The following is a 25,198-nucleotide window of genomic DNA, read 5'->3' on the forward strand; positions in this document are numbered from 1 at the left end:
CGCGGCCCGGCCGACACGAACCCAGGTGATCAGCCCTGGCTCGGGCTGAGCTCCAGCAGCGTCTCGACGGCCTTCGTGAGTCGGGCGTCCGCCTCGGCGAACTTCGTGAGGTCCCCCGCCTTGAGCGCGGCATCGCGGTCGAGCATCGCCTGTCGCGCATCGTTGAGTGCCGCCTGGTAGGCCACGTTCGTGTCGGTGCCCCCGGGGGTTCCCCCGCCGGGCGTCTCGGTCGCTCCGGGCGACGGGCTCGGGTTCGGCGTCGGTGTCACGTCGCCGTCGCCGGTGCTGGCACCCGAGTCGCCCTGGAAGAGGGAGTCGAGGGCCTCCTGCAGGGTGTCCTCGAAGGCCAGCTCGTCACCGAACGCGACCAGGATCTTCCGGAGCGCCGGGAGCTGTGTGCCGCTCGCCGGCTGGACGAACACGGGCTGCACGTAGAGGAAACCGCCACCGACGGGGAGCGTCAGCAGGTTGCCGTTGAGGACCTCGGACTGGCCGATCTTGAGGACGTTGATCTGCGATGAGATGACCTCGTCGGAGTTGAAACGGCTCTGCACCTGACCGGGACCGGGCACCGGCTGGTCGGCGCTGATCTCCAGCATGCGGAGCTTGCCGTAGCCCTCGCCGCGCACGCCCTTCTGGTTCCCGGCGTCGGCGTCCACGCCCAGATACCCCATGAGCACATTGCGCGCCCCCGTGCCCTCGGAGGCAGGGATGAAGGAGCTGAACATCGAGTACGTCGGCTCGTCCTGGCCGGGCATCTGCATCGTGAGGTAGTACGGCGGCTGAAGGACGTCGTTCTTGGAGACCGGGTCGTTGGGGGTCTTCCAGGCATTGTCACGAGCGTAGAAGGACGCGGCGTCGTCGACGTGGTAGGTGCCGAGCATCGCCCGCTGCACCTTGAACAGGTCGCTCGGGTAGCGCACGTGGCTCATCAGCTGCGCCGACATGTCCGAGATCGGCCGCAGCGTGTTCGGGTACACCTTCTGCCACGCCTTGAGCAGCGGATCGGTCTCGTCCCACGCATACAGCGTGACCGAGCCGTCATAGGCGTCGACAGTGGCCTTGACCGAGTTGCGAATGTAGTTGACGTTGTCCAGCGCCAGCCGGGAGACGTTCGTCGTCGAGTCGCTGATCGCCTGACGCAGGCTGACGATCGACGAGTAGGGATAGTTGGCGCTCAGCGTGTAGCCGTCGACGATCCACACGATCCGTCCGTCCACGACACTCGGGTACGGGTCGTTGTCGAGCTCGAGGTACGGCGCCGCCTTCTGCACCCGAGTGAGCGGGTCACGGTCGTAGAGGATCTGCGACTTCTCGTTGACCGCGTCGGAGAAGAGGATGTCGGTCGACTGGAACTTCAGCGCGTAGATGAGTCGGTTGAAGAGGTTCCCGATGTCCGGTCCACCGTCGCCCGTGAAGGTCGTCTTGGTCTGTGCCGCGCCGTCTTCGGTGCCGCGCGGGTAGTCCAGCTCGATGTCATCGGTGCCTTCGGGCGCGCCGACGATCGAGTAGGCGGGCGAGGACTCACCGAAGTACACACGAGGCTCGTACTTCTCCTCGGTGGTCAGCTGTCCCGAGGTCGGGATGCCGCGTTCGATGAAGACCGGGTTGCCGTCCGCCGTCCGGTCGTTGCCCTTCGCGGCCACCATGCCGTACCCGTGGGTGTAGACCAGCGTCGTGTTGTACCAGGAGGCCGCTTGACCCAGCTGCGGCAGGTCGAGCTCGCGGACCGAGACGACCGCGTCCTGCGTCTTGCCGTCGATCTCGTAGCGGTCGACATCCAGCGGATCGGCAAACTTGTAGTACGAGCGATACTGCTCGAGCTGACGCACCGTGGGCGGGATGATCGCCGGGTCCATGATGCGGATCGAGGCCGTGGTCTCGGCATCGGCGCGCAGCTGCCCCGACTCGGCGGTCGTCACCGCGTTGTAGTCGATCTTTTCCAGATCGTTGATCCCGTAGGCCTTCTTGGTGGCATCGATGTTGCGCTGGTAGTACGTGCTCTCCAGCCGCTCCTGGTTCGGCACCACCTGGAACTGGTTGACGAACCAGGGGTAGGCGACGCCCACGACGAGGGACGAGACGATCAGCAGCGCGGTCGCGATGAGCGGAAAGCGCCAGCGTCCGATCACGGCGGTGACGAAGAACAGCGCCGCGACGATCGCTGCCACGACGGCGAGGATGGTCAGACCGGGGATGATCGCGTGCACGTCGGTGTAGCCGGCGCCGGTGATGCGGTCCCCCTCCGACAGCAGCGTCTTGTAGCGGTCGAGCCACAGGCTGACGGCCTGCACCGCGAGATAGAGACCGGCGATCACGGCGAGCTGGATACGCGCCGACTTGGAGATCCGCAGCTCGCGCTGGCCGATCCTCATCGCACCGTAGAGGTACGCCACGATCACGGTGACGGCCAGGCACACCAGGAGCACGGCGGAGGCGAACCCGACGACCGAGCCGTAGAAGGGGAGCTCGAACAGATAGAAGCTCGTATCCAGCCCGAACTGGGGATCGAGGTCGCCCGTGGGAACGCGGTTCATCCACAGCCAGGCGGTCTCCCACTGTGCGGAGGCGGCGAAGCCGGCGAATGCGCCGAAGAAGACGGGAATGCCCCACATGGCCAGGCGACGCAGCGGCTCGACGACCTCCTGGTAGTGGTCGAGCTGCGAGCTCAGGCGGGCGTACACCGGGCGCAACCGGTAGGCGAGCTGGATCGCGACGAACACCGGCACGGCCATCGCGGCGAAGCCGACGAGGAACATGACGACCCGCGCTGTCCACTGCGTCACGAGCACCCCGTCGAAGCCGAGCTGTTCGTACCAGAGCCAATCGGCGAAGAGGCTCGCGAAGGTGAAGAACGCCACCACGAGCGCGGCGATCACCGCGAGCGTGATGCCGATCGCTCGGCGGAGGGGACTGGGCGTGGCCTGGTTCGGCGCTGAGGTCGTGGTCACCCCTCCATCCTAAGCGGGGGCCGTCTGGGTGAGCGCCGTGGATCGGCGGTCACCACCCCTGTCCGGCTCGTCAGGAGCTGCAGGTGGGAAGCGCATCCAGATCGCCGTGATCGCGCAGCGCCTTCAGTACCGCGAGCGAGTCGTCGAGTGTGGCGACGGAGAAGACCCGGAGACCGGAGGGGACATGGCCGACGACCTCGCCGCAGTTCCTCTCCGGTGCCAGGAAGTAATCGGCTCCCGCGCGGACGGCGCCGTACATCTTCTGCCGGATCCCGCCGATCGGGCCCACGGTACCAGCCGCATCGATCGTGCCGGTGCCCGCGACATCGAGCCCGCCGTTGAGCTCCCCCTCCGTGAGGGTGTCGATGATCCCGAGAGCGAACATCATTCCGGCGCTCGGCCCCCCGACGTTGTCGAGCTGGATGGTCACCTCGATGGGGAAGGTGTAGTCGTGCATCGCGGTGATGCCGACGACCCAGGAGGTCTCCCCGTCGACGACCGCCTGCGTGGGCGTGACGGTGACCGACACCGCCTTCCCGCTCCGATCCACGTCGAAGGCGACGGGAGCACCATCGGCGTCGTTGATGACCTTGCGAAGTTCGGAGACGTCGCTGATCTCCTTCCCGTCGGCCCGACGGATCACGTCGTCGGCTTCCAGCCGCCCCTGCGACGGGGAGTCGTCGGTGAGGGCATAGACCCGGACCACCGGCTTCACGTCGTATCCGAGGGAGGTCAATGCCGCTGCCGTCGCCTCCTTCTGCGAGTCGACCATCATCGCGGCACTCTGCTCGTTGCGCTGCTCCGTCGTCTCTCCTGCCGGGAAGACCTGATCGATCGGGATCACCGCACGGGAGGGATCGAACCACGCGGTGGCGAGCTCGAACCACGAGGGGGTGCGCTCCCGATTGCCGACCACCTGCACGGTGAGGAGATCGAGCGACCCGGCCGTCGGATACGTCTGCGCTCCCTTGATCGAGATGAGCGGGACGTCCTCCTTGTCGGCGTTCTGAGCCGTTCCCAGCGTGTTGAAGACGGGGCCCGCCTGCTGGATCACGAACGAGGTGGGGAGCACGGTCAGCGCGAGAAGGGCGGCGAGGGCGACCGTGACGGCCCAGATACCGGCGACGGCCGAGCGCGGCAGACGACGGCGGGGAGCGGGCGCGACCACGTCGCGGTCTTCGAACAGTGCCACAACGACCTTCCTGGCCGGACGTTCGCGACCGGCGTACACGAGACGGGCTCGCGCCGGACGGGGCGTGAACGCGTGCGACTAGCGTAGAACGCGATGTCATCATCCTGCTGAAAGGCCCCTGACATGAGCGACGACGACCGCCCCGAACCCGAGGACTTCGCCGAGATGCTCCGCAATCTGCTGGGGGGCCAAGGAGGCCTCGCGGGGCTGGATCCGGAGCAGCTGGAGCAGTTGCGAGGACTCGGTCTCGATCCCGCGATGGTGCAGCAGATGATGCGACAGCTCCAGGGCGCCTTCGCCGCCGGAGGTGACGGATCGATCGACTGGTCGGCGGCACGCACCCAGGCGCTTCATCTCGCCAACAAGGACAGCCACGCCATCGACAGCGGAGTACGGGCAGACCTCGACCGCGCGGTGTCCCTGGCCACCCTCTGGCTGAGCGAAGCGACCGCGATCTCCGAGCTCCCCGCTCCCGCCCGCGCCGTCACCCGCGGCCAGTGGGTCGAGTCCACCCTCCCGGTGTGGCAAGAGCTCGCCGAGCCGGTGGCCACCTCGATCGCCGACGCGCTGACGGAGGCGATCGGCACGCAGCTCCCGGAGGAGATGCGTGCCGCCGCGGCGAACGCGGGGCGCATCATGCGGACGGTGGGCGGCTCGCTGTTCGCCGCGCAGTTGGGCTCCGTCGTGGGCGCTCTGTCGCTGGAGGTGATCTCGGGCGGCGACGTCGGGATCCCGCTGATGCCCGACGGCGAGGCCGCGCTCCTCCCCCAGAACTTCGCCGACTTCGGCAGGGATCTCGAGATCGACGAGGATCAGCTCGCCCTCTACGTCGCGACGCGTGAGCTCGCTCACGCCCGGCTGTTCCGTCACGCTCGCTGGCTGCGCCTGCACGTGATCTCTCAGGTGACCGAGTTTGCGCGGGGACTGCGGGTCGACACCGACGCGCTGGAGGACATGGCCACACGATTCGACCCGTCGTCCCCCGAGGAGCTCCGCGACGCGCTGCAGAGCGGGGCCCTCCTCGATACACGGTCCGAGGCGCAGGTCGCCGCATTGGCTCGCCTCGAGAACCTGCTGGCCACGATCGAGGGCTGGGTCGATGTCGTCACGGCCGATGCGACTCACCGGCTCCCCGACGCGCACCGGATCGCCGAGGCCGTGCGACGCCGGCGCGCCGTGGGCGGACCCGCCGAACGCGCGATGGGATCCCTCGTGGGACTCGAGCTGCGCCCCCGGCGACTGCGGGAGGCGGCGGCGATGTGGCGTGCCGTCACCGATGCGGTGGGCGCGACCGCGCGCGACTCGCTGTGGGACTACCCCGACCTGATGCCCACGGCGGAGGACATCGATGATCCAGCCGCGCTCGTGGAACGCCTGCAGGCGCGAGAGCGCGGCGAGAGCCCCGCGCGCGACGCGATGGACGACGCGCTGGACGCCCTGTTGGCCGAAGCCACCGACGAGCGTCCGGGCGACGGGGCCGGTGGCGACGACGACCTGCCGCCGGAGGGTCCGCGGCCGGTCTGAGCGGCCCTGGCACGGCGGCTTGTGGACAGCGCGTCACTCCCGCTCCCGCCGCGCACGAGAATCGACCGCATGCTCCGGCTCGATCCCTCCCACCCGCCGCTGTGGCGCACGCCCTCCGATCTGCAGTTCGGCGTCGACGACGTGGCTCGGCTGCGAGACGTCCGGCCGTGGCAAGAGAGAGTGCTGGCCGCCCTGGAGGGCGGGGTCCCGGACGGGAGACTCGTCGGCCTCGCGCGGAGTTTCGGAGCCTCTCCATCCGAGGCAGAGGAGTTCGTGCGGGCGATCCGCCCGGCCTTGACCCATGACAGCGGCGAGGAGCGACCAGCCAGCCTGGAGTTTCCGGGGGACTTCCCGGTCGCAGATGCGAACCTCGTTCAGGAGACGCTGGAGCGGTGCGGAGTCGAGCTCGCCGACGTCCGACGTTGGCCGGACACCAGCCGCGCCCCGTTGATCATCGTCGCCCACCACCTCGTGGATCCGGGGCACGCCGCCAGACTCATGGCCGACGGGGTGCCGCACCTGCCGATCGTCCTTGCCGGAGCGCACGCGGTCGTCGGCCCCCTCATTCTTCCCGGCCTCACGGCATGCCTGTCCTGCCTGGCGGCTCATCATCGCGATCGCGACCCGCAGTGGCCTCTGCTGGTGAGCCAGTTGCTGGGACGCCCGGCACCGCCGACGTCCCGCGCCGTGCTCGTGGATGCCGCCACCCTCGCCGGGCGGTTCCTCCACGGCGCGGTGCGGCCGGGAGTCTCGGTCGCCGTCAGCGCCGCGAGCGTGCGTCGCCGGTGGCGCGTACATCACCCGCACGCAATGTGCCTGTGCCGATCTCCTGAAGGAAACGGGAGCGTTGACGCTCCCGCCCCCCGCTCCCCCGCGCCCACGACAGCGCGAGGGTTCGCGCGGCCCGCGTGATGCCGACGTAGGCGAGGCGTCGCTCCTCGTCGATCTGCTCCAGTCCCGTCGCGTACGAGATCGGGAGGAGTCCCTCGGCGAGTCCGACGATGTGCACGTGGTCCCATTCGAGGCCCTTGGCCGCATGGAGCGTGGCGAGGGTCACCGTCCTCAGCGAGGGCTCGTGCTGATCTTTCGCGCGCGCGTGCAGCTCGTCCGCGAAACGTCGCAGTGTCATGTCCGCCGGCGCTTCCTCAGCGAGACGGAGCAGCGCCGCCCGCGCCTCCCAGGTCTCCCGGAGCGCTCCTCCGACGGGTGGCGCCTCGTCGGTGTGACCGAGCGATCGCAGCACATCGCGGACGGCGGGCACGAAACCGGTCTCCATCGGTGCAACAGCGGCGCCCCGCAGCGCCATCAGCGCTTGACGCACCTCGGGCAGATCGAAAAACCGTGTCCCGCCGAGCACCGTGGCGGGGATCCCCGCCGCGGCCAGCGCCGACAGCAGCGGGGCGGACTGCGCGTTGGAACGATAGAGGACCGCGATGTCGTGCGGCGCGACGCCGGACGACAGTTGACCAGCGATGCGCGCGGCCACTCCGGACGCCTCCGCGGCATCGTCGGAGTAGGCGTACTCCGAGGGAGCCGATGATGCGGCCGACGAACTCCCGCTGACCTCACGCGCCGCGCTCTGGAGCCGGAGCGCGCCGGGTCGCCCGCGCATGAGCGCATTGGCGACATCGAGGACCGCGGGGTCTGATCGGTAGTTGCGCTCCAACCGGACCAGCCGGGCGTCGGGGTGGCGCGCCTCGAAGTCGAGGAGGTAGGAGGGGTCCGCACCGGCGAACGAGTAGATCGTCTGGCTCGCGTCACCCACCACGCACAGATCCCGCCGGTCCCCCACCCACAGCTCGAGAAGCCGGTACTGCAGCGGCGATACGTCCTGGAACTCGTCGACGGTGAAGTGGCGGTACTGCTCGCGCACTTGCGCAGCCACGCGCGGCTCGGACTCGAGCATCCCGGCGCACGCCAGGAGAACGTCTTCGAAGTCGAGCTGCCGACGCTCGTCCTTGAGCCTCTCGTACGCCCGCTGCAGCTCGGCGAGCGCGTCGGGCCCGACGCCGCCGATCGATCTCGGTCGGTCGCGGGCAGCCTGCTCGATCGAGCGCATCGTGACTTTCCGCCACTCGATGTAGCTCGCGACGTCACGCAGCGTCGCGCCATCCAGACGGAGCCGCAGACCGTCTGCCGCCTGACCGAGGAGCCGGACCTTCCCGGACACGATCGTCGGGGCCGTGTCACCGGCGACCTGCGGCCAGAAATGGTTCACCTGCGCCAGCGCCGCGGCGTGGAACGTCCGCGCCGACACCCCCGGCACACCGAGGCGCCGCAGCCGCCCCCGCATTTCCCCGGCGGCTTTGGCGGTGAACGTCACGGCCATCACCCGGGAGGGCGAGTAGGCGCCGGTGTCCACACCGTGGGCGATGCGGTGGGTGATCACTCGCGTCTTCCCGGTTCCGGCTCCCGCCAGAACGCACACGGGACCGCGCAGGATGCTCGCCGCCTCCCGTTGCGCCTCGTCGAGTCCGGCGAGGGCGTCGCCGCTCACGCCGCGGCCCAATCCGCGATCAGCCGGCGTGCGATCGAGGTCTCCCCGGGCAGCACGAAGTCGGCTCGGCCGTCGACGGCCGAGGCGATCTCGGCACGCGTGAACCAACGGACATCCACGATCTCGTCACCGTCGGGACGCGCCACCGAGGCGTCGTCCACCGTCGCGTGGAAGCCGATCATGAGCGATCTCGGATACGGCCAGGGCTGCGACCCGCGATACCGGATGTCGGAGACCCGCACTCCCGCCTCCTCTTCGATCTCCCGCAGGATCGCCGCTTCCAGGGACTCGCCCGCCTCGACGAAGCCCGCGAAGGTGGAGTACACGTTGCGGCTGCGCCACTGCGCGTTCTGCCCCAGGAGAAGACGGTCGCCTGCCGCGTCGGAGACCGCGACGATGACGGCCGGATCGGTACGCGGGAAGTGCTCGCGTCCGCACGCGGGGCATGACCTGGCCCAGCCGGAGGCGCGGACCGCCGTGCGCGCGCCGCAGTGGGAGCAGAACGCTGCGTCGCGCAGCCACCGCCCGACCGCGACGGCGGCCACCAGCGCCGCCGCGTCCTCCCCGGGAAGGGTCGCTCCGACCTCGCGCAACGACGCCCACTCCGGCGCGGGAAGCGCGGCGGCCTCGGCCTCATCGCATGGGGCGACGAGCAGGGCACGGCCGTTCCCGTCGCGCCCGAGGAAGGCCCAGTCCGCCGCCGCCGTCACCTCGGCCGGCCTGAATGTCCGCAGGCGGAGGTCGGAGGTGACCGGGGCGCGATCGCCGCTGACGACGACCACCCGGGTCTCCGCGTCGGCCCGCAGTCGCGGAACCAGAGTCGGGTCCTCGCGCTCCTCGGCGGCACGGCCGAGGGCCGCGCGCGAGAGAGCGGGCGGCTGAGGTGTGTCCTGAGGCGTCATCGAGGACCTCTCTTGCGGGCGTGGCGCCGTAGCGCCCGGACGTGCCCCGCCTACCCTGGGGGCATGGCACGCTCACCTCTCACTCTAGCCGCGTCGGTGACCTCGGCCCTGCCCGGAGCAGTGGTCGTCGGCGCCGCCGCACTGTCGGAGGGAGCAAGCGGGAGATACGACTCCGCGGTGGCCACTCTGCACGACGGCGCCAAGGTCGTCATCCGCGTCCCGATCGACGCCGCGGCGGAGAACGACCTCCGCAGCGACGCGCGCGCTCTGGGCGCCCTCACGCAGGGCGTTAGGAGCGTCCTGCCGTTCCACGCTCCCTTCGTCGTGGGTGAGACCACGGTCGACGGACGCCACGCCGTCGTCCAGACCTGGTCGCCCGGGTACCGCGTCGATGCGGCGCACGTGCCACCCGGTCCCGGCGTCGCCTCCGCCCTCGGCACCGCGATCGCTGCCGTCCACGCCTTGCCGGCCTCGATCGTGCGAGATGCGGGACTTCCGTTGCTGTCGGCGGCTCAGGTACGTGACGAGGCGGAGCGCCTGCTCGACCGCTGCGAGGCGACGGGACTCCTCCCGTTCGGGCTTCTCCGGCGCTGGAGCACGGCGCTGGGCTCCGACGCCCTCTGGCGCTTCGAGAGCACCGTGACCGCCGGCGGCGTCGACCCCGCCTCGTTCCTCTTCGAGGACGACGCGCAGGGCGTCCCCCGGGTCACGGGCCTCCTCCACTGGGGTGGACTGAGCGTCGGGGATCCGGCGAAGGACCTGCGCTGGCTGGCTTCCGCGCCCGACGCGCGCACCGCGGTGCTCGACGCCTACACCGATGCCGCGTCGCACGCGCCCGATGCCGCTCTGTGGGAACGTGCTCGGCTCCACGCCGAGCTCGAGTTCGCCGCGTGGCTCGTCCAGGGGCACGAGGCCGGCGCCGAGACGGTCGTCGCCGACGCCGTCGGACTGCTGGAGGCACTCGACGAGAGCGTGAGGGACGCCCCGCCACTGGCACAGGAGTCCATCACGGTCGACGACGCGATCGCGGCCCTCGGGCGCGTCGCCTCCGACACCGCGACCGTCGACACCTCGATGCAGACCGACACCTACGACGCGGAGGCGCTCGGCGAGTACACCGCAGACGACGCGGAGCCCGCTGCGCCCGGCTCTGCCGACGAAGAGACTGCCCCCCTCGAATGGGAAGGCTGGGCCGACACCGGCACGAGCGGCCCCGGCGCGACGACCGGCGGCACCCCCCACCGGTCCGAGCCCGACACCGAACCGCGAGACGAAGACATCGACGAGGCGGCTCGTAACGCACTTCGCCGGTGGACGGAGAGCGCCTGACTCACCCGCGCAGGACGACCCCGTCCGCGACGTAGAAGAGCACGACGTCGATCTGGTCCAGCGGAGTCCCGAACTTCGCGTGATACGCGCGCCGGTACAGCTCCACCTGGAACATCCGTTCCCGACGCTCCCGCGGCGTCACCGGCGGTCGCCCCGTCTTCCAGTCGACGATCTCGATGCGACCGTCACGCTCATACACGGCGTCCAGCTTGCAGATCACGACGTGCGGGCGGCCGCTGCCTGCCTCCTCGGGGAAGAGGTCGTCAGCGGTGAAGTCGATCTCCGTCTCCACGGCGATCGGCTGCAACGGCGCCCACTCGGAGGCGAGGAAACGCTCCTTGAGCTCGTCGAGAGTGCGCTGATCCGCACCCGCGTCCTCCGCCGGATCGTTCGCCTCCTCCCACAAGCCGTCATCGATCGAGGGACCGAGCCCGCTGACCCCCGAACGCTGCTCCACCCAGGCGTGGAACAGCGTCCCCACGCGCGTCTGTCGATAGGGCCGTTCCGGGAGCGGACGTGCGGCGGCTGCGGCCGCCGCGGTGTAGTCGAGGGCGAAGTCCTTGAAGCGCGACGCGGGGATCCGTGTCGGCGCGCGCGGCGACGTCCGTCCCGCACGCTCCTCACGCTCGGCAAGGAGCAGGCGCAGATCGCGCGAGGGCTCTGCTCGTCGCCCCTCCGCGGCCGCGCGCACACGGGCGGCGGCCTCTTCGACGCGAGGGCGACGGATGCCGAGGGGATCCAGCGGCCACGCGAGCAGCCGACGGACATCCTGATAGGGGTTCTCGCCGGGCTCGACCTCGCCCATCGGCGCCCCCAGAGCCTCTGCCGCCTCCCGCAGGAAGGTGCTGGGATCGCGCGGAGAGAGGGTGCCCGACCAGGATGACCCGGTCAGCAGGAGGTGCTCCCGCGCCCGGGTGACGGCGACGTAGGCGAGACGCCGCTCCTCGTCGAGCTGACGGCGCGCGATGTCGGTGCGGAACTCCCCCAGCGCGTCGCGCAGGTCCTGCTGGGTCGGGGAGTCCTCGCGTCGCCATCGCAGGCGGGGCAACCACTCCCGGTCGCCACGGAAGTCGTACGGGAGAACTCCGAAACGCGCCCAGCCCAGGCCGTCGCGAGGCTTGGCGGGAAGCTCATCGGTGACCATGCGCACGACCGCGACCGCGTCCCATTCCAGCCCCTTGGAGCCGTGGACCGTGAGCAGCTGGACCACATCGGGCTCGGGTGGTTCGGTCCGGGGCGCGAACTCGTCGATCCGTTCGGCGCGGTCGAGCCATGCGAGCAGCGCCGGAAGGGAACCGCTCTCCTCGGTCTGGAGAAAGCTCTGCACTTCGTCGACGAACGCGCGCAGCTGATCGCCCGCGGTGCGCGCCCGGCCGCGCGCCTCGTTCGCGGCCAGTTCGATGTCCAGACGCAGTTCCGACTCGATCAAGCGGACGAGTTCGGGGACAGGGAGCGTCGATGCGCGACGCAGGCCTTCGAACACCGTCCCCGCCTCGCGGAGTCGACCCCGTCCCTCGCGTGTGAAGCCGCTCAGCCAGCCGTGGTCGGGCTTTTGCCGGGTAAGGAAGTCGAGCGCGTCGATGAGCGATCCCGCTTCTCCGCCCGCCCGGCGGAGGTGGTCGACCACGTGAGGCTCCAGCGCTTGGAGCGATGCGTCATGACGCGTGAGCCGCCGCGAGAGCGCGGCGAGTGCGCGAAGGTCGGCGAGGCCGACCTCCCAGCGCGGCCCGGCGAGCAGTCGCAACAGGGAGGAGCCCGCCTGTGGATCGCTGATCACCCGCAGCGCCGCCACGACGTCCACCACCTCGGGGGTGCTGAGGAGCCCTCCGAGACCGAGGATCCGATGGGGGATGCCGCGCCGGGCGAGCGCGTCGGCGAAGCGGACCATATGCTTCTTGGCGCGGAAGAGCAGGGCCCCGGAGGTCGTCTCACCGCGCGCCGCGCGCGCCTCGCGCACTGCGGCGAACCAGCCCGCCACGCGGTCGGCCTCGGCGTCGATGTCCGGATCGAACCCGATCTCCACCGATCCCTCCGGCGCACCGGGCCGCACCCGCAGTCGGCCGACCGGAACCGGCGCGGTCTCTGCGAGCGGGGCGAGGATTCCGTTGGCCGCCTCCAGCACGCGCGCACTGTTGCGCCAGCTCGTCAGGAGGCTGTACTCGGTGGCCGAGGCGTCGTCATCGAGGCCTGTTCCCGCGAAGGCCCGCGCGAAGCCGCCGAGGTTGCCGGCGCTCGCTCCGCGCCACCCGTAGATCGACTGGTGCGGATCGCCGACCGCCATCACCGGTGTGCCGGCAAAGAGCGCCGCGAGCAGGTCGGTCTGCACGACGGAGGTGTCCTGATACTCGTCGAGCAGCACGACACGGAACCGGTCGCGCATCGAGGCGCCGATACCGGGATGACCACGAACGGCCCGCAGCGCGCCCGCGACCTGGTCGGAGAAGTCGATGAGGCCCGCGCGCCGCTTCTGGTCGTCGTAGCGGCGGGCGAGCTCGCTCAAGACGTCGAGGCCCCCCACCCGCGCGGCGGCGGTGCGCACATCCGCGTAGACCGTGGTGCGCTTGTCGCGCGAGGGTCGCTCGAGCACGTCGGAGAAGTCAGCGGCGAACGTCGCGAGCTCCTCGAGGTCGACGAGGTTGTCGACCTCGTCGCGTGCGAGTTGGAGAGCGGCGTCGATGATGGTGCTCGGCCGATACTCCACCGTCTCCAGGCGGGGGTCGTCGCTCTCGTGCACGACGCGACGCATGAGCAGCCAGGCGGCCGATTCGGTCAGCACGGCCGCGTCGGCATCACGTCCGAGGAGGATCGCGTTCTCCCGCACGATGCCGTCGGCGAAAGCGTTATAGGTGGCGATCGTCGGACGGTGGAGGATCGCATCGCCCGGCACGGACGACGAACCGCCTTCCCCGCCGAGACTCCGGAGGGCGGCACGCCGGTCGGCGGAGGACGCCCCCCGCTGCTGGAGCACGCCGAACGTGTCGAGCGCGCCCACGCTGTGCAACTCCTCCAAACGATCCAGGAGACCGTACTCCTCGAACTCGGCCAGCCTCTCCAGGCGATTCCGGATGCGCTCAGCGAGCTCGCCCGCAGCCTTACGGGTGAACGTGAGTCCCAGTACCTGATCACGACGCACGAGCCCGTTCGCCACCAGCCAGACGACCCGGCCCGCCATCGTCTCGGTTTTTCCGCTCCCGGCTCCGGCGACCACGAGCGTCGGCGTGAGCGGCGCGGAGATCACCGCGGCCTGCTCGTCCGTCGGGGGAAACTGCCCCAGCGCCGCCGCGAGGGCATGCGGTCCGATCCTCGGCCGCGGGTGAACGGAAGAGGACGAGGCAGCCCGGAGGACGTCGTCGGCTGTCGTCATGAGGCACTCACCGCGCCCACGGTGTGGATACGACACAGTCCGAAGGTGTGGTCGTCGCGACAGTGGGCTTCGTACGGAGCCAGGAACTGCGATCCCCCGACCACCTGCACGGCGTCGCGGACACGGGCGAGGAACGCAGCACGGGTCTCCTCGTCGAAGGGAGGCTGCGTCGGCGTGGCGTACGGTGCTCCGCGTGTCGGCTTGAGCACGAGCAGCTTCGCGCCGCCGGAGGGCCGTCCGGACACCGCGGCGATGGCTCCCGACTCCACCGCCAGCTGGTAGGCGCTCAACTGCGGGTTGGTGAGCGCGGCGCGCGGCCCCGTCGACTCGCTGCGCCCCGTCTTGAGATCCACGATCACCACCGAGCCGTCGCGGGCGAGTTCGACGCGGTCGATGGTGCCGCTGAGGACCGCCGGGCGGGTAAGGCCCTCTACGGGGACCTCGCACTCGAAATGCGGTTCGGCGCTGACCAACTGCACGCCGTCGGCCTCGACATCACGGAGATAGCGAGCCAGGCGCGAGATGAGGTCACGCGCCCGCGCGCGCTCCGTGCGTTCGATCCAGTCGGCCTCGAACTCCAGCTCCCCCCACCGGCGCTCCACGGCGGCCCACAGGGCCTCCTCATCATGGCCGTCGACGGTCTCGAGCGCGGCGTGGAGGAGCGTCCCCACTCCGGCGACCACCCCACCCCCGTCACCACCGAGCTCACCGATCACCCAGTTGAGTTGGCAGTCCTCGATCGCCTGGAGCTTCGACGGTGAGAGGCGGGCCTGCTCGACCTCCAGATCGAACAAGGGGCTCGCCGAGGAGGGTCCGGCCATTCCGTACCACGATGAGGGATCCGCACCCGGCACACGAGCCTCGGCGAGGAGGACGAGCTGGGCAGAAGCGTGCGCCTTGTCCGCCTCCGAGGCGTGGAGAGCCGTGAGGGTGCGCCGATGCGCGGCCACGAGACCCCGCAGCGAGAGGGGATGATCGGCCGACGCCGGCACGGGGGAAGGCGAAGGAAGGAGCTCGAACAGGACGCTCGGTCCGTTGTCGTCATCGTCCACCGCCGTGATCACGAGCTGGGAACGCGCCCGCGAGATCGCGCGTGCAAAAAGGCGCAGCTCGTCATGGAGCACATCACGTCGGCGGTCGAGGGCGTCCGCCGCCTCGCCCTCGGCCGCCCCGAGCCGCCACGTCTCCAGCAGACCGCCGCGAACGCGGAGATTGGGCCAGACGCCGTCCTGCAGTCCGGCGACCACGACGGTGTCGAACTCGGTCGCCAGTGCGCCGGCGGGTGTCATGACGCGCACGACGCCGTCGCGGGCCGCGACGCTCAGCCTGTCTTCCGCCACGTCGGAGTGGAGGACCCCTCGGATGAAGTCGATCGGGGACGTCCCGTCGGCGCGCTCCCCGTGCCGCTTCGCGGACTGGAACAGATCGACGACCGAGTCGAGGTCCCGACCCGCCTGGTCTGCCAGGACGCCGCTCCCGCGCGCCGCTTCGACCAGATGTCGCTCCCGCCCGGAGCGTTCCCATGCCGTCCACAGCAGTTCATGGGCCGTGGCGCCGTCCCGCAGTCCCGCCCCGAGCTGGATCAGCGTGTCGGCGACACGTGCCGCGCGGCGGCCCTCTCGCGTGTCGAGGAGCTCGAACTCCAGCGGATGCCGCAGGGCGGACACCAGCAGTGCCGCCGCCGTCGCCGCGTCCTCCCCCTCACGGCGGACGGCCGCATGGCGCAGCGCCGATCGCAGCCGGCGCGTCTCGACGACGTCCATCCCGGCCGCGCGCAGCGCGTCGTGCACCGTATCGGGATCCCAGGTGTCGGGGTCGGTCGCAGCGATGTCTACCATGCGCAGCAGGTCCCGCACGGTCGCCGACGACGCCAGGGTTCGCGCGGGGCCCGTGGCGCCGGTGGGCACGTCGCGCGCCGCGAGCTCGTCTTCGAGCGCCGCCACTTGACGCGTGTCGTGTGCGATGATCGCGCACTCCCCCCACGGCACCCCGTCGTAGACGTGACGCTCCCGCAGCAACCGTGCGATCGTGTCGTACTCCTCGGCGACCGACCGCAGGGCGAAGACGGCCACCGACCCGTCGGAAGGCGCGCCGGTGGGCCGTTGCCGGTGTGCGACCAGACCCCCCGCACCGATGCGCGAGGTGACCTCGGCCAGGAGGTCGCGCTGTGGCGGGGTCCCCCGGTGCGGTCGCGCGAGCACGTGGATTGGGCCCGAGGCCGAGAGCCGGGCGAAGTTCTGCGGCGTGGCGCCACGAAACGCTCCCGAGCCGACGTCGGGGTCACCGAACGCGAGAACCGACACCCCGCGCTGACGCAGGGCCTCGAGAACGTCGATCCCGCCGGCGGTCAGCTCCTGTGCGTCGTCGACCATGACGACCTCGAGATCGGACAGCGCACCCCACTCCGGCGCGCCGACCGGGAGATCGGCGAGGAGCTCCGCAGCCTCACGCACGAGACCGGCCGCATCGCGGTGCGCGCCCCGCATCCGTGACCGGACCCCGTGATACTCCCGCGCGAAGGACGCCATGGACTCCCACACCTCCACGCCATCGCGTCGAGCACGGCGGGAGAGCTCGGCCTCGGTGAGTCCGAGGCTCGTCATCTCGGCGAGGAATGCGCGCACCTCGGCACGGAACCCGCGGGTCGCCCGGACCTCGGCCGGCAGCGAGGCGGGCCACCGATGGATGCCGTCCCGCTCGTCCTCGGCGTCGCCCTGGAGGAGGTCCTCGATCAGACGGTCTTCGTCGGGCCCCGTCAACAGCTGCGGCGTCTCGGCTCGTCGATGGACGGAGACGGCGCGGACCACCTGATAGGCGAAGGCGGCGACGGACCTGACGAGCGCACCGGTGGTGGCCGCCCCGACGGCCACGGCGACCCGGTCGCGAAGCGCCGTCGCGGCCGGTCGCGTCGGCGTGAGCACGAGGATGCGGTCCGGTGACGTGCCGGAGGCGACCAGCGCCGCGGCACGCGCCACGATCGTCGCCGTCTTGCCCGTTCCGGGCGCGCCCACGACGACGCCCGATGCGTCGGCGGGGAGCGCGATGATCTCCTTCTGCACCGCATCCGCCTCTTCTGCATGCAGAGACGGGGCGATCGACATGTCCCCCACGCTAACGCTCTGCGCCGACATCACCGCACGATCGGCGCGGCGGTCGGCGGAGGCTTGCGGTAGCCGGGCCGCCGACCCCTTCACGTGTCGTAAAGTCGAAGCAGGCATCCGGAAGCCCGGGCCGGAAAGGCAATCATCGTGGAGATCCGCATCGGCCTCGCGAACACCGCACGCGAGCTCAGCTTCGAGTCCGACGAGACGGCGGAGGCCGTCAAGAAGACCGTCACGGACGCGATCGAGTCGGGCACCGGCCATTTGAGCTTCACCGACGCCAAGGGCAACTCGTACGTCGTCCCGACCACCGCGATCACTTTCGTCGAGGTGGGCACCGACCAGTCGCGCCGCGTCGGCTTCGTCGCCTGACATGCAGATCGTCATCGCCCTCGTCTTCGGTGCCGCGGCGGGAGGACTGCTCCACTTCCTCCAGGCCGGGCGCACCTCGCGTGGCGTGGCTCTCGCCCCGATCCTCGGAGCCTTCGTCGGCGGAGCCGTCTGGCTCGCGCTCACCTGGGCGGGCCAGACGACGCTCGACCCGTGGCTGTGGCTGATCTCCCTCGCCGCGCCCCTCGTCGTCGTGCCGCTCACCCTCGTCGCGCTCACCCGCGCGCGTGCCGCTCACGACGACCGTGAGCGCGTCCGTCTCGGCATCGCCTGACGGATCAGGCGTCGAGGCCCAGCTGAGTCATCCGACGCGAGTGCGCACCGAGGAGTTCGGTGAAGACCGGTTCGACGCGCTTCTCCTCCGCGGCATCGAGTCCCTGCGGCCGCAATGCTCCGCGCGCGATCAGCAGCGTGTCACCGACCAGACGTCGTCCCCAGAGCGCCAGTAGCGAGCGCCACTCGGAGTCACTCGCGATCGCCGCCGTGATGATGCCGACGAGGGCGTCTCGGTCGTCGTCGCGATCGAGGATGTCGGCGACGCGGCGGCCCGTCGATGCATAACTGGCCGAGAGCGAACGGTAGAAGTCGTCCAGCATGCCGGCCGTGATGTGGACCGAGAGCATCGTCTCCAGAGGACGCGCACCGTGGGTGGCTCGGCGAAACGCGTCGAGCGGCTCGCGGAACGGCAACATGAGATCGAGGGGGTCGTCCCCCCGCTCGCGGATCACGCTGACGAGCTCGCGGTGCTTGAGGAGCGCGGCGCCGGCGGCCAGCGACAGCGACTCCTTCTGATTGAGGTCGGGCGTCGGCGCGATGAGCTCGCTGAGCGTCTCGAAGTAGCCGAGCTGCAGGTAGGCGGCCTGCCCCAGGAACGTGTCGATGTCGGGAGCGAGCTCCTCGAAGTCCACGCGGGAGACGTCGCCCAGCTCGCCGCGCGACCGCAGCCGTAGCGTCCGTTCGGGAGTGCGCCCGCGTTGCCAGAACCACCTCACCACGGGCACCAGCCTAGAGGCACCGCGCGCGACGACACGGCCGATCACCCAGGTGGGTGACGGCGCCTCCGGTAGGCTGGTCGGGTCCCGGCGACGGATCGGGACCCCGCGCCTGTGGCTGAGTGAAGGGCGTGGACCTCATCACCGGCGGCTTCTCACCGCCAGACAGGCATGGAAAAGTGACGACATTCGTCGAACTCGGAGTGGACAGCGACATCGTCGACGCGCTCGCCGCGCGCGGCATCGTGGACGCCTTCCCGATCCAGGAGCAGACCATTCCGCTGGGACTTCCCGGCCAGGACATCATCGGACAGGCCAAGACCGGAACCGGCAAGACCTTCGGGTTCGGCATCCCCGTGGTCCAGCGTCTCGGCCTCGACCCCGCCCCCGGCGTCAAAGCCCTGATCGTCGTCCCCACGCGGGAACTCGCGGTGCAGGTGTACGAGGACATGGACATGCTCACCTCGAACCGCTCCACGAGCGTCGTCGCCATCTACGGCGGCAAGGCGTACGAGGGCCAGATCGATCAGCTCAAGGCCGGCGCACAGATCGTCGTGGGAACGCCCGGGCGCCTCATCGACCTCAACAACCAGCGACTGCTGGATCTCTCGAACGCGACCGAGGTCGTCCTCGACGAGGCGGACAAGATGCTCGATCTCGGCTTCCTCGCCGACATCGAGAAGATCTTCTCCAAGGTCCCCGCCATCCGCCACACGCAGCTGTTCTCGGCCACGATGCCGGGCCCGATCGTCGCTCTCGCGCGGCGCTTCATGTCCAACCCGATCCACATCCGCGCCACCGATCCGGACGAGGGGCTGACGCAGGCGAACATCCGCCACCTGGTCTACCGCGCCCACGCGTTGGACAAAGACGAAGTCATCGCCCGCATCCTGCAGGCGGAGGGACGCGGCAAGACGGTGGTGTTCACCCGCACCAAGCGCGCCGCGCAGCGCCTCGTCGACGAGCTCAATGATCGAGGATTCAACGCGGGTGCCGTGCACGGCGACATGAGCCAAGAAGCACGCGAGCGTTCCATGGCGGGCTTCAAGGCGGGCAAGAAGGACATCCTGATCGCGACCGACGTCGCTGCCCGCGGGATCGACGTGGACGATGTCACCCACGTCATCAACCACACGATCCCCGACGACGAGAAGACCTACCTGCACCGCGTCGGCCGCACCGGGCGCGCCGGAAAGACCGGGATCGCGGTCACCTTCGTCGACTGGGAAGACCTGCACAAGTGGGCTCTCATCAACCGCGCGCTGGAGTTCGGCCAGCCGGAGCCCGTCGAGACCTACTCCTCGAGCCCCCATCTCTACAGCGACCTGGACATCCCCGCGGGAACCAAGGGACGGATCACGACGGCACCCAAGACCCAGTCCGTCCGCACGGCTGCCCCCGCGCGCGCCGCAGACGCGGCCGCCGAGGGCACCACCGAAGGCGGCACCCGTCGCCGTCGGCGGCGGCGCAGCGGCGCGAACGAGGCCCGCGTCGGCTCCACGTTCGCGGACGGATCCGGTGAGGGAGAGGACTCCCCCGCCTCGGAGGGGTCGACGTCAGCAGCCCGCTCGGACGACGGCGCGGGGACGCATGACGGCGCCGGCAAGGAGCACCACGACGGCAAGCCCGCCCCGGCCCGGCGCCGGCGCCGGCGTCGCGGCGGATCGGGCGCCCCGGTCGCCGGAGCCTGAGCGCACGGTCACGACGGGAAGACCGGCGAGCTGCCGCGTCCCCGCTCGATGATCCGCGCGATCATCGCGACACTCGTGGTGTTCTCCCCCGGCACATTCGGCTTGCCGACGCCGTGGTAGTCACTCGAACCCGTCACGATCAGGTCCTCGCGCTCGACGAGGCGTCGGAGTCGGCCGAGCGCCGGCTCGACGTTCTCGCGGTGGCCGAGTTCGAATCCCGCGAGCCCCGCCTCGAGCATCCGCTCGGTGAGGTCGACCGGCAACAGCCCGGCCCGGCCCGCGGGGTGCGCGATGATCGGCACGCCCCCCGCCCCCGCGATCGCAGCGACGGCGGTCACCGGGTCGGGCGCATACAGATCGACGTAATAGTCACTGCGGGGATGGAGGATGCCCGCGAACGCCTCGCCACGGTCGCGAACGAGCCCCTTGGCCACGAGCGCGTCGGCGATGTGCGGGCGCCCCACCGTCGCGCCGTCGACTGTCTGGGCGACGATGTCCGCCCACTCCACGTCGTAGTCACGCGAGATCCGATCGGTCATCGTGCGCGCACGCGTCAGGCGTGAGTCCCGGATCCGGCTCGTCAGCGCCCGGATGCGCGCGTCGTCGGGATCGAACAGGTAGCCGAGCACGTGGACGCTCCGCCACTCGTGACGCGCCGAGAGCTCCATTCCCGGAAGGAAGGTCATCCCGAGCGAGGTGGCGGCCTCTGCCGCCTCTGCCCAGCCCTCGGTGGTGTCGTGGTCGGTCAGGGCGACGCAGCGCAGCCCTTCGCGGTGGGCGGCGAGCATCACATCGGCGGGCGGCTCGGTACCGTCGGACCAGTCGGAATGCAGGTGGAGGTCTCCCGGACCGGCGAACGGGAGGTCAACCGTCCCGCTTCCCTCGCCGTGCCACTGCATCCTCAGAGGGTATCGCGATGCCGAGAACTCCCAGCCTGCTGACATAGAGTCGGGCGCGTGGTGCGTGCGTTCGGAGTCCTGGTGACGGTGCTGTTCGCCATCGCCGCCGCGATCATCACCTGGCCGCAGTTCTTCCGTCTCGAGCGCACGTTCCCCTTCGCCCAGATCGTCTCGCTGCGCGGCGTCCTCGTCGCGGCATTCGCGGTCCTCGCGTTGCTCTCGCTGTTGCTTCTGCTCGCCCGGTCCGCGAGGGCGTTCGCTGCCTCGCTTCTGGTCATCGCGGTCGCCGCTGGTGGAGCCAACGCCGCCATCCTGGTCTCACGCGGCATCGGGACGACGTCGCTACCCGACAAGACGGCGGACTCGCTGCGGGTGATGACGTGGAACACCGCGGGCTCGGCGACCGATCCCGCGGTCATCGCACAGACCGCCGTCGCCATGCGCGCCGACATCGTCGCGCTCCCCGAGACCACGATCGAGGCGGGCAAGGAGGTTGCCGTCGCGATGCGGGAGATGGGTCACCCGATGTGGGCCCACCACGAGAACTTCGGCGATCGCGCCGACTACCCCGATTGGGATGCGAACTCCACGACCCTTCTCATCTCCCCCGACCTCGGAGACTACGCGCTGGTGGAGTCCACAGCGGGCGGCGCGAGCAACACGTCAGCCGTTCCGAGCGTCGTCGCGATGCCCGTCGACGGAGACGGTCCGATCGTGGTCGCCGTCCACGCCGTCGCGCCCCGAGAGGACGCGATGGAGGCCTGGCGCGGCGACCTGCAGTGGATCGCCGACCAATGCGCCGCCGACAACGTCATCCTCGCCGGCGACTTCAATGCGACCGTCGATCACATGGACCGTCTCGGCACCGACGGCGGCACGCTCGGCAAGTGCCTCGATGCGACCTCGGCCACCGGCACCGGAGGCATCGGCACCTGGTCCACCGAATGGCCGGGGCTGCTGGGCGCCCCGATCGACCACATCATGGCGACCGACGCCTGGACACCCCGCGCGTCCGTCGTCATCGGCTCGCTCGACGGGGCCGGCAGCGATCATCGCCCCGTCGTCGTGCAGTTCGAGCGTTCCGAGGGCTGAACGCCCCACCGCGCGACGCGGGGTGGGAGACTGGTGCCATGAGCACGAGCGACAGCGACACGATCGCGGACACCCCCGTCGACACCGAGACGGCGCCGGTCGAGAACACCAACCGCAAGCAGCCCTTCCCGCGCGGCTTCCTGGAGACGATCTTCACCGGGTGGGCGGACCGCGAGGCGCTTCCCTCGCCTGCTCGTCCTCAGTCCGCGTACACCGCGGCGCGACGCGATGCGGTGTCTGCGGCATTCGCCGGGCGGCGGCTGGTCATCCCCGCGGGCTCGGCCAAGCAGCGTTCGAACGACACCGACTATCCGTTCCGCGCGCATTCCGCGTTCTCTCACCTCACGGGGTGGGCCGCCGACACGGTTCCGGACTCGGTTCTCGTGTTCGACCCCACCCACGACGGGCATCGGGTGACGCTGTATCTTCGCGAGCGCGCCGATCGCACGACCGCGGAGTTCTACGCCGATGCCTCCGTCGGCGAGTTCTGGATCGGTCCGCGACCGTCGCTGGCGGGCGTCGCCGCGGACCTCGGCATCGACACCGACCACCTCGCGGCGTTCGAGCCCCATGACGACGACGTCCGGCTGGAGGACGATGCGGAGCTGACGAGGTTCCTCTCCGAGCTCCGCCTGGTCAAGGACGAGTACGAGCTGAGTCAGCTGCGCGAGGCGGTGGCCGCCACCGCTCGAGGCTTCGACGACATCGTCGCCGACCTCCCCCGCATCATCGCGACCGAGCGCGGCGAGCGCGTCGTGGAAGGTGTGTTCCACCTGCGGGCGCGCACCGATGGGAACGGAGAAGGCTACGACACCATCGCAGCCTCGGGTCCGCACGCCTGCTACCTCCACTGGACCCGCAACGACGGGCGGGTGATCCCCGGAGACCTGATCCTGATCGATGCCGGCGTCGAGGTCGACAGTCTCTACACCGCCGACATCACCCGCACCCTCCCGGTTTCGGGAACCTTCACGCCGATCCAGCGCCGCATCTACGAGACGGTCCGCGAGGCCGCCGACGCGGCGTTCGCGGCGGCTCGGCCCGGCGTCAAGTTCCGCACGGTCCACGAAGCGGCGATGTCGGTCATCGCGCAGCGCGTTGCCGAGTGGGGCCTGCTCCCCGTGACCGCGCAGGAGGCATTGGACGCCGACCTCGGTGGTCAGCACCGCCGGTACATGGTCCACGGCACCAGCCACCACCTCGGGATCGACGTCCACGACTGCGCGCAGGCGCGTCGGGAGATGTACTACGACGGCATCTTGGAGCCCGGGATGGTCTTCACGATCGAGCCGGGCCTCTACTTCCAGATCGACGACCTCACCGTTCCGGAGGAGTACCGCGGAATCGGGGTTCGGATCGAGGACGACATCGTCATGACCGCCGACGGCCCGGTGAACCTCTCGGCCGGAATCCCACGGACGGCCGACGAGGTCGAGGCCTGGATCGCTCGCCTGTCGTCGTGACCTACACGCCGCCGCCGGCCGTCACGACCCGGCCCCTCCTCCAGGGGTCGTTCGGGTTCAGCGCCTCCACCCACTGGCTCGCCACAGGCGCCGCTCAGTCGGTGCTGGAGCGCGGGGGGAACGCATTCGATGCGGCCGTGGCCGGAGGGTTCGTGCTCCATGTGGTCGAGCCCCACCTCAATGGTCCCGGAGGCGACCTGGTGGGGCTGTTCACGGAGGCGGGTACGGGTGCGACGCGCGTGCTCATGGGGCAGGGGCCAGCGCCGGCGGGCGCGACCATCGCGCACTTCCGCGCAGAGGGACTGGGCCTCGTGCCGGGTGCGGGCGGTCTGGCGGCAGCCGTCCCCGGGGCCGTCGACGCCTGGCTCCTCCTCCTTCGGGATCACGGCACGTGGGAGCTCGCCGATGTCCTGGCTCCGGCCATCGCCTACGCACGCGACGGGCATCCGCTCCTGCGCTCCGCGGCCGAGACGATCGGACGCGTGCGCGAGCTGTTCCAGCATCATTGGCCGACGTCCGCGGCCCTGTGGCTCTCGCGCGGTCACCCTCCCGAGCCCGGCGAGATCGTCCGGAATGCCGCTTATGCCGACGTTATGGACCACCTCGCCTCCGCCGCCGGACGGGAGGGCGGGGCGACGCCGCGCGCCGATCGTATCGACGCCGCCCGGCGTGCCTGGAGGGAACTCCTCGGTCACGCGGTCGACCTGGTCTCCCACCCGCATCGGCACTCCACCGGGACCGACCACGCCGGGGTTCTCCGCCAGGACGACATCGATGCCTTCCGGGCCGGATACGAGCGTCCCGTCAGCGCCACGTTCCGCGGGGCGACGGTTGTCAAGGCGGGGAGCTGGACGCAAGGGCCTGCGCTCCTGCAGGCACTGAAGATCCTCGAGCCTTTCCCCGATCACGCGCTCGATCCGGGCACGCCCGATGGCGCCCATCACATCGTGGAGGCCTTGAAGCTCGCGCTGGCCGACCGCGATGCGTACTTCGGCGACGGAGCGGATGTCACCGCTCTCCTCGAGGACAGCTACGTCGCGCAGCGGCGAGACCTCATCGGCGACCGCGCCTCCCGGCAATGGCGCCCCGGTTCCCCCGCGGGCCTGACTCCCTTCCGTCCGCCCCTGACACGGACCGCGGCCCGACCGCTGCCGGGCGCCGGAGAGCCGACCGTGGATGCCTCGGGGGCGACCCGGGGAGACACCTGCCACATCGACGTCGTCGACCGGTGGGGGAACATCGTCTCCGTCACCCCGTCCGGCGGATGGCTACAGTCCTCACCGGCAGTGCCGGAGCTCGGCTTCTGCCTCGGCACGCGGCTGCAGATGTGTTGGCTCGACGAGTCGTCGCCCTCGGCGCTGCGCCCCGGAAACCGCCCGCGCACGACATTGACCCCGACGCTCGTGCTCTCCGGAGACGGGTCGATCATGGCGATGGGCACCCCGGGAGGCGATCAGCAGGAGCAGTGGCAGCTGCCGATGCTTCTGCGGATGCTGGTCGGCGGATACCAGGCTCAGGAAGCCATCGACGCGCCCACACTCCACACCTCCGCGCTCGTCGACTCCTTCTGGCCCCGCGAGTGGGAGCCGGCCGGGGTGACGATCGAGGACCGGCTCGGCGCGGAGGTGATCCACGGCCTCCGCGCGCGCGGCCATGACGTGACGGTCGTCGACGGCTGGACCCTCGGCCGGCTCAGCGCCGTCGGTCATGCCTCCCGGCGGAGCGAGGAGACTCCCCGGCTCTGGGCCGCCGCCAACCCGCGGGGTCAGGCCGGTTACGCCGCCGGACGGTGAGGGTGCCGGAGGGAACAC

General features: G+C 70.5%; 16 protein-coding genes. 8 read left to right on the plus strand and 8 right to left on the minus strand.

Annotated elements, in window-relative coordinates:
- Nucleotides 1-29: 29 nt before the first annotated feature.
- Nucleotides 30-2,951: a UPF0182 family membrane protein gene (locus AVP41_RS03925; protein WP_067161001.1), complete on the minus strand. Its 2,922-nt coding sequence runs from the start codon at nt 2,949-2,951 to the stop codon at nt 30-32.
- Nucleotides 2,952-3,021: 70 nt separating this feature from the next.
- Entirely contained in the window at nt 3,022-4,143 is a 1,122-nt protein-coding gene (locus AVP41_RS03930) for a YlbL family protein (protein WP_067161004.1), read from the minus strand.
- 123 nt (nt 4,144-4,266) lie between these two features.
- Between AVP41_RS03930 and AVP41_RS03935 the strand changes: the two genes are divergently transcribed.
- On the plus strand, nt 4,267-5,667 hold the full coding sequence (locus AVP41_RS03935) for a zinc-dependent metalloprotease (protein ID WP_067161006.1): 1,401 nt from the start codon (nt 4,267-4,269) through the stop codon (nt 5,665-5,667).
- A gap of 760 nt (nt 5,668-6,427) precedes the next feature.
- Here the strand turns inward: AVP41_RS03935 and AVP41_RS03945 are convergent.
- The gene (locus AVP41_RS03945) at nt 6,428-8,164 is read right to left on the minus strand and encodes an ATP-dependent helicase (protein ID WP_067162766.1); all 1,737 of its coding nucleotides are present in this window, start codon (nt 8,162-8,164) and stop codon (nt 6,428-6,430) included.
- Complete coding sequence (gene nudC / locus AVP41_RS03950; RefSeq protein ID WP_067161012.1) at nt 8,161-9,066, minus strand: NAD(+) diphosphatase; 906 nt, start codon at nt 9,064-9,066, stop codon at nt 8,161-8,163. The genes AVP41_RS03945 and nudC overlap by 4 nt, the downstream gene beginning before the upstream one ends.
- Before the next feature lie 63 nt (nt 9,067-9,129).
- Between nudC and AVP41_RS03955 the strand changes: the two genes are divergently transcribed.
- Entirely contained in the window at nt 9,130-10,395 is a 1,266-nt protein-coding gene (locus AVP41_RS03955; protein WP_067161014.1) for an aminoglycoside phosphotransferase, read from the plus strand.
- Nucleotide 10,396: 1 nt separating this feature from the next.
- Here AVP41_RS03955 and AVP41_RS03960 read toward each other — a convergent pair whose 3' ends face one another.
- Nucleotides 10,397-13,759: an ATP-dependent DNA helicase gene (locus tag AVP41_RS03960; protein WP_082829001.1), complete on the minus strand. Its 3,363-nt coding sequence runs from the start codon at nt 13,757-13,759 to the stop codon at nt 10,397-10,399.
- Nucleotides 13,756-16,860 carry an ATP-dependent helicase gene (locus AVP41_RS03965; RefSeq protein WP_067161020.1) on the minus strand — a complete coding sequence of 1,035 codons (3,105 nt, stop codon included), beginning with the start codon at nt 16,858-16,860 and terminating at the stop codon, nt 13,756-13,758. The genes AVP41_RS03960 and AVP41_RS03965 overlap by 4 nt, the downstream gene beginning before the upstream one ends.
- A 147-nt stretch (nt 16,861-17,007) precedes the next feature.
- Here AVP41_RS03965 and AVP41_RS03970 point away from each other — a divergent pair, with 147 nt between their 5' ends.
- Nucleotides 17,008-17,232: a DUF3107 domain-containing protein gene (locus AVP41_RS03970; RefSeq protein ID WP_067161022.1), complete on the plus strand. Its 225-nt coding sequence runs from the start codon at nt 17,008-17,010 to the stop codon at nt 17,230-17,232.
- 1 nt (nt 17,233) lies between these two features.
- A complete protein-coding gene (locus AVP41_RS03975) occupies nt 17,234-17,524 on the plus strand; it encodes a hypothetical protein (protein WP_067161025.1) in 291 nt (96 codons plus the stop codon).
- A gap of 4 nt (nt 17,525-17,528) precedes the next feature.
- On the opposite strand, the gene AVP41_RS03980 is transcribed toward AVP41_RS03975, so the two are convergent.
- Complete coding sequence (locus AVP41_RS03980; protein ID WP_067161030.1) at nt 17,529-18,245, minus strand: ferritin-like fold-containing protein; 717 nt, start codon at nt 18,243-18,245, stop codon at nt 17,529-17,531.
- Between the two features lie 176 nt (nt 18,246-18,421).
- Here AVP41_RS03980 and AVP41_RS03985 point away from each other — a divergent pair, with 176 nt between their 5' ends.
- Nucleotides 18,422-19,933 carry a DEAD/DEAH box helicase gene (locus AVP41_RS03985; protein WP_067161033.1) on the plus strand — a complete coding sequence of 504 codons (1,512 nt, stop codon included), beginning with the start codon at nt 18,422-18,424 and terminating at the stop codon, nt 19,931-19,933.
- 8 nt (nt 19,934-19,941) lie between these two features.
- On the opposite strand, the gene AVP41_RS03990 is transcribed toward AVP41_RS03985, so the two are convergent.
- Nucleotides 19,942-20,832 carry a PHP domain-containing protein gene (locus AVP41_RS03990; protein WP_067161036.1) on the minus strand — a complete coding sequence of 297 codons (891 nt, stop codon included), beginning with the start codon at nt 20,830-20,832 and terminating at the stop codon, nt 19,942-19,944.
- A 57-nt stretch (nt 20,833-20,889) separates the two neighbouring features.
- Between AVP41_RS03990 and AVP41_RS03995 the strand changes: the two genes are divergently transcribed.
- From AVP41_RS03995 to AVP41_RS04005, 3 genes are read left to right on the plus strand one after another with little or no spacing between them, the layout of a single operon-like run.
- Nucleotides 20,890-21,924, plus strand: coding sequence for an endonuclease/exonuclease/phosphatase family protein (locus AVP41_RS03995; RefSeq protein ID WP_067161039.1), 1,035 nt, complete (start codon nt 20,890-20,892; stop codon nt 21,922-21,924).
- A gap of 38 nt (nt 21,925-21,962) precedes the next feature.
- On the plus strand, nt 21,963-23,387 hold the full coding sequence (locus tag AVP41_RS04000; RefSeq protein ID WP_067161042.1) for an aminopeptidase P family protein: 1,425 nt from the start codon (nt 21,963-21,965) through the stop codon (nt 23,385-23,387).
- Entirely contained in the window at nt 23,384-25,180 is a 1,797-nt protein-coding gene (locus tag AVP41_RS04005; protein ID WP_067161045.1) for a gamma-glutamyltransferase family protein, read from the plus strand. The genes AVP41_RS04000 and AVP41_RS04005 overlap by 4 nt, the downstream gene beginning before the upstream one ends.
- Nucleotides 25,181-25,198 lie beyond the last annotated feature (18 nt).

Origin of the sequence: Microbacterium sp. TNHR37B (assembly GCF_001620065.1) — a bacterium.
Classification (GTDB): Bacteria; Actinomycetota; Actinomycetes; order Actinomycetales; family Microbacteriaceae; genus Microbacterium.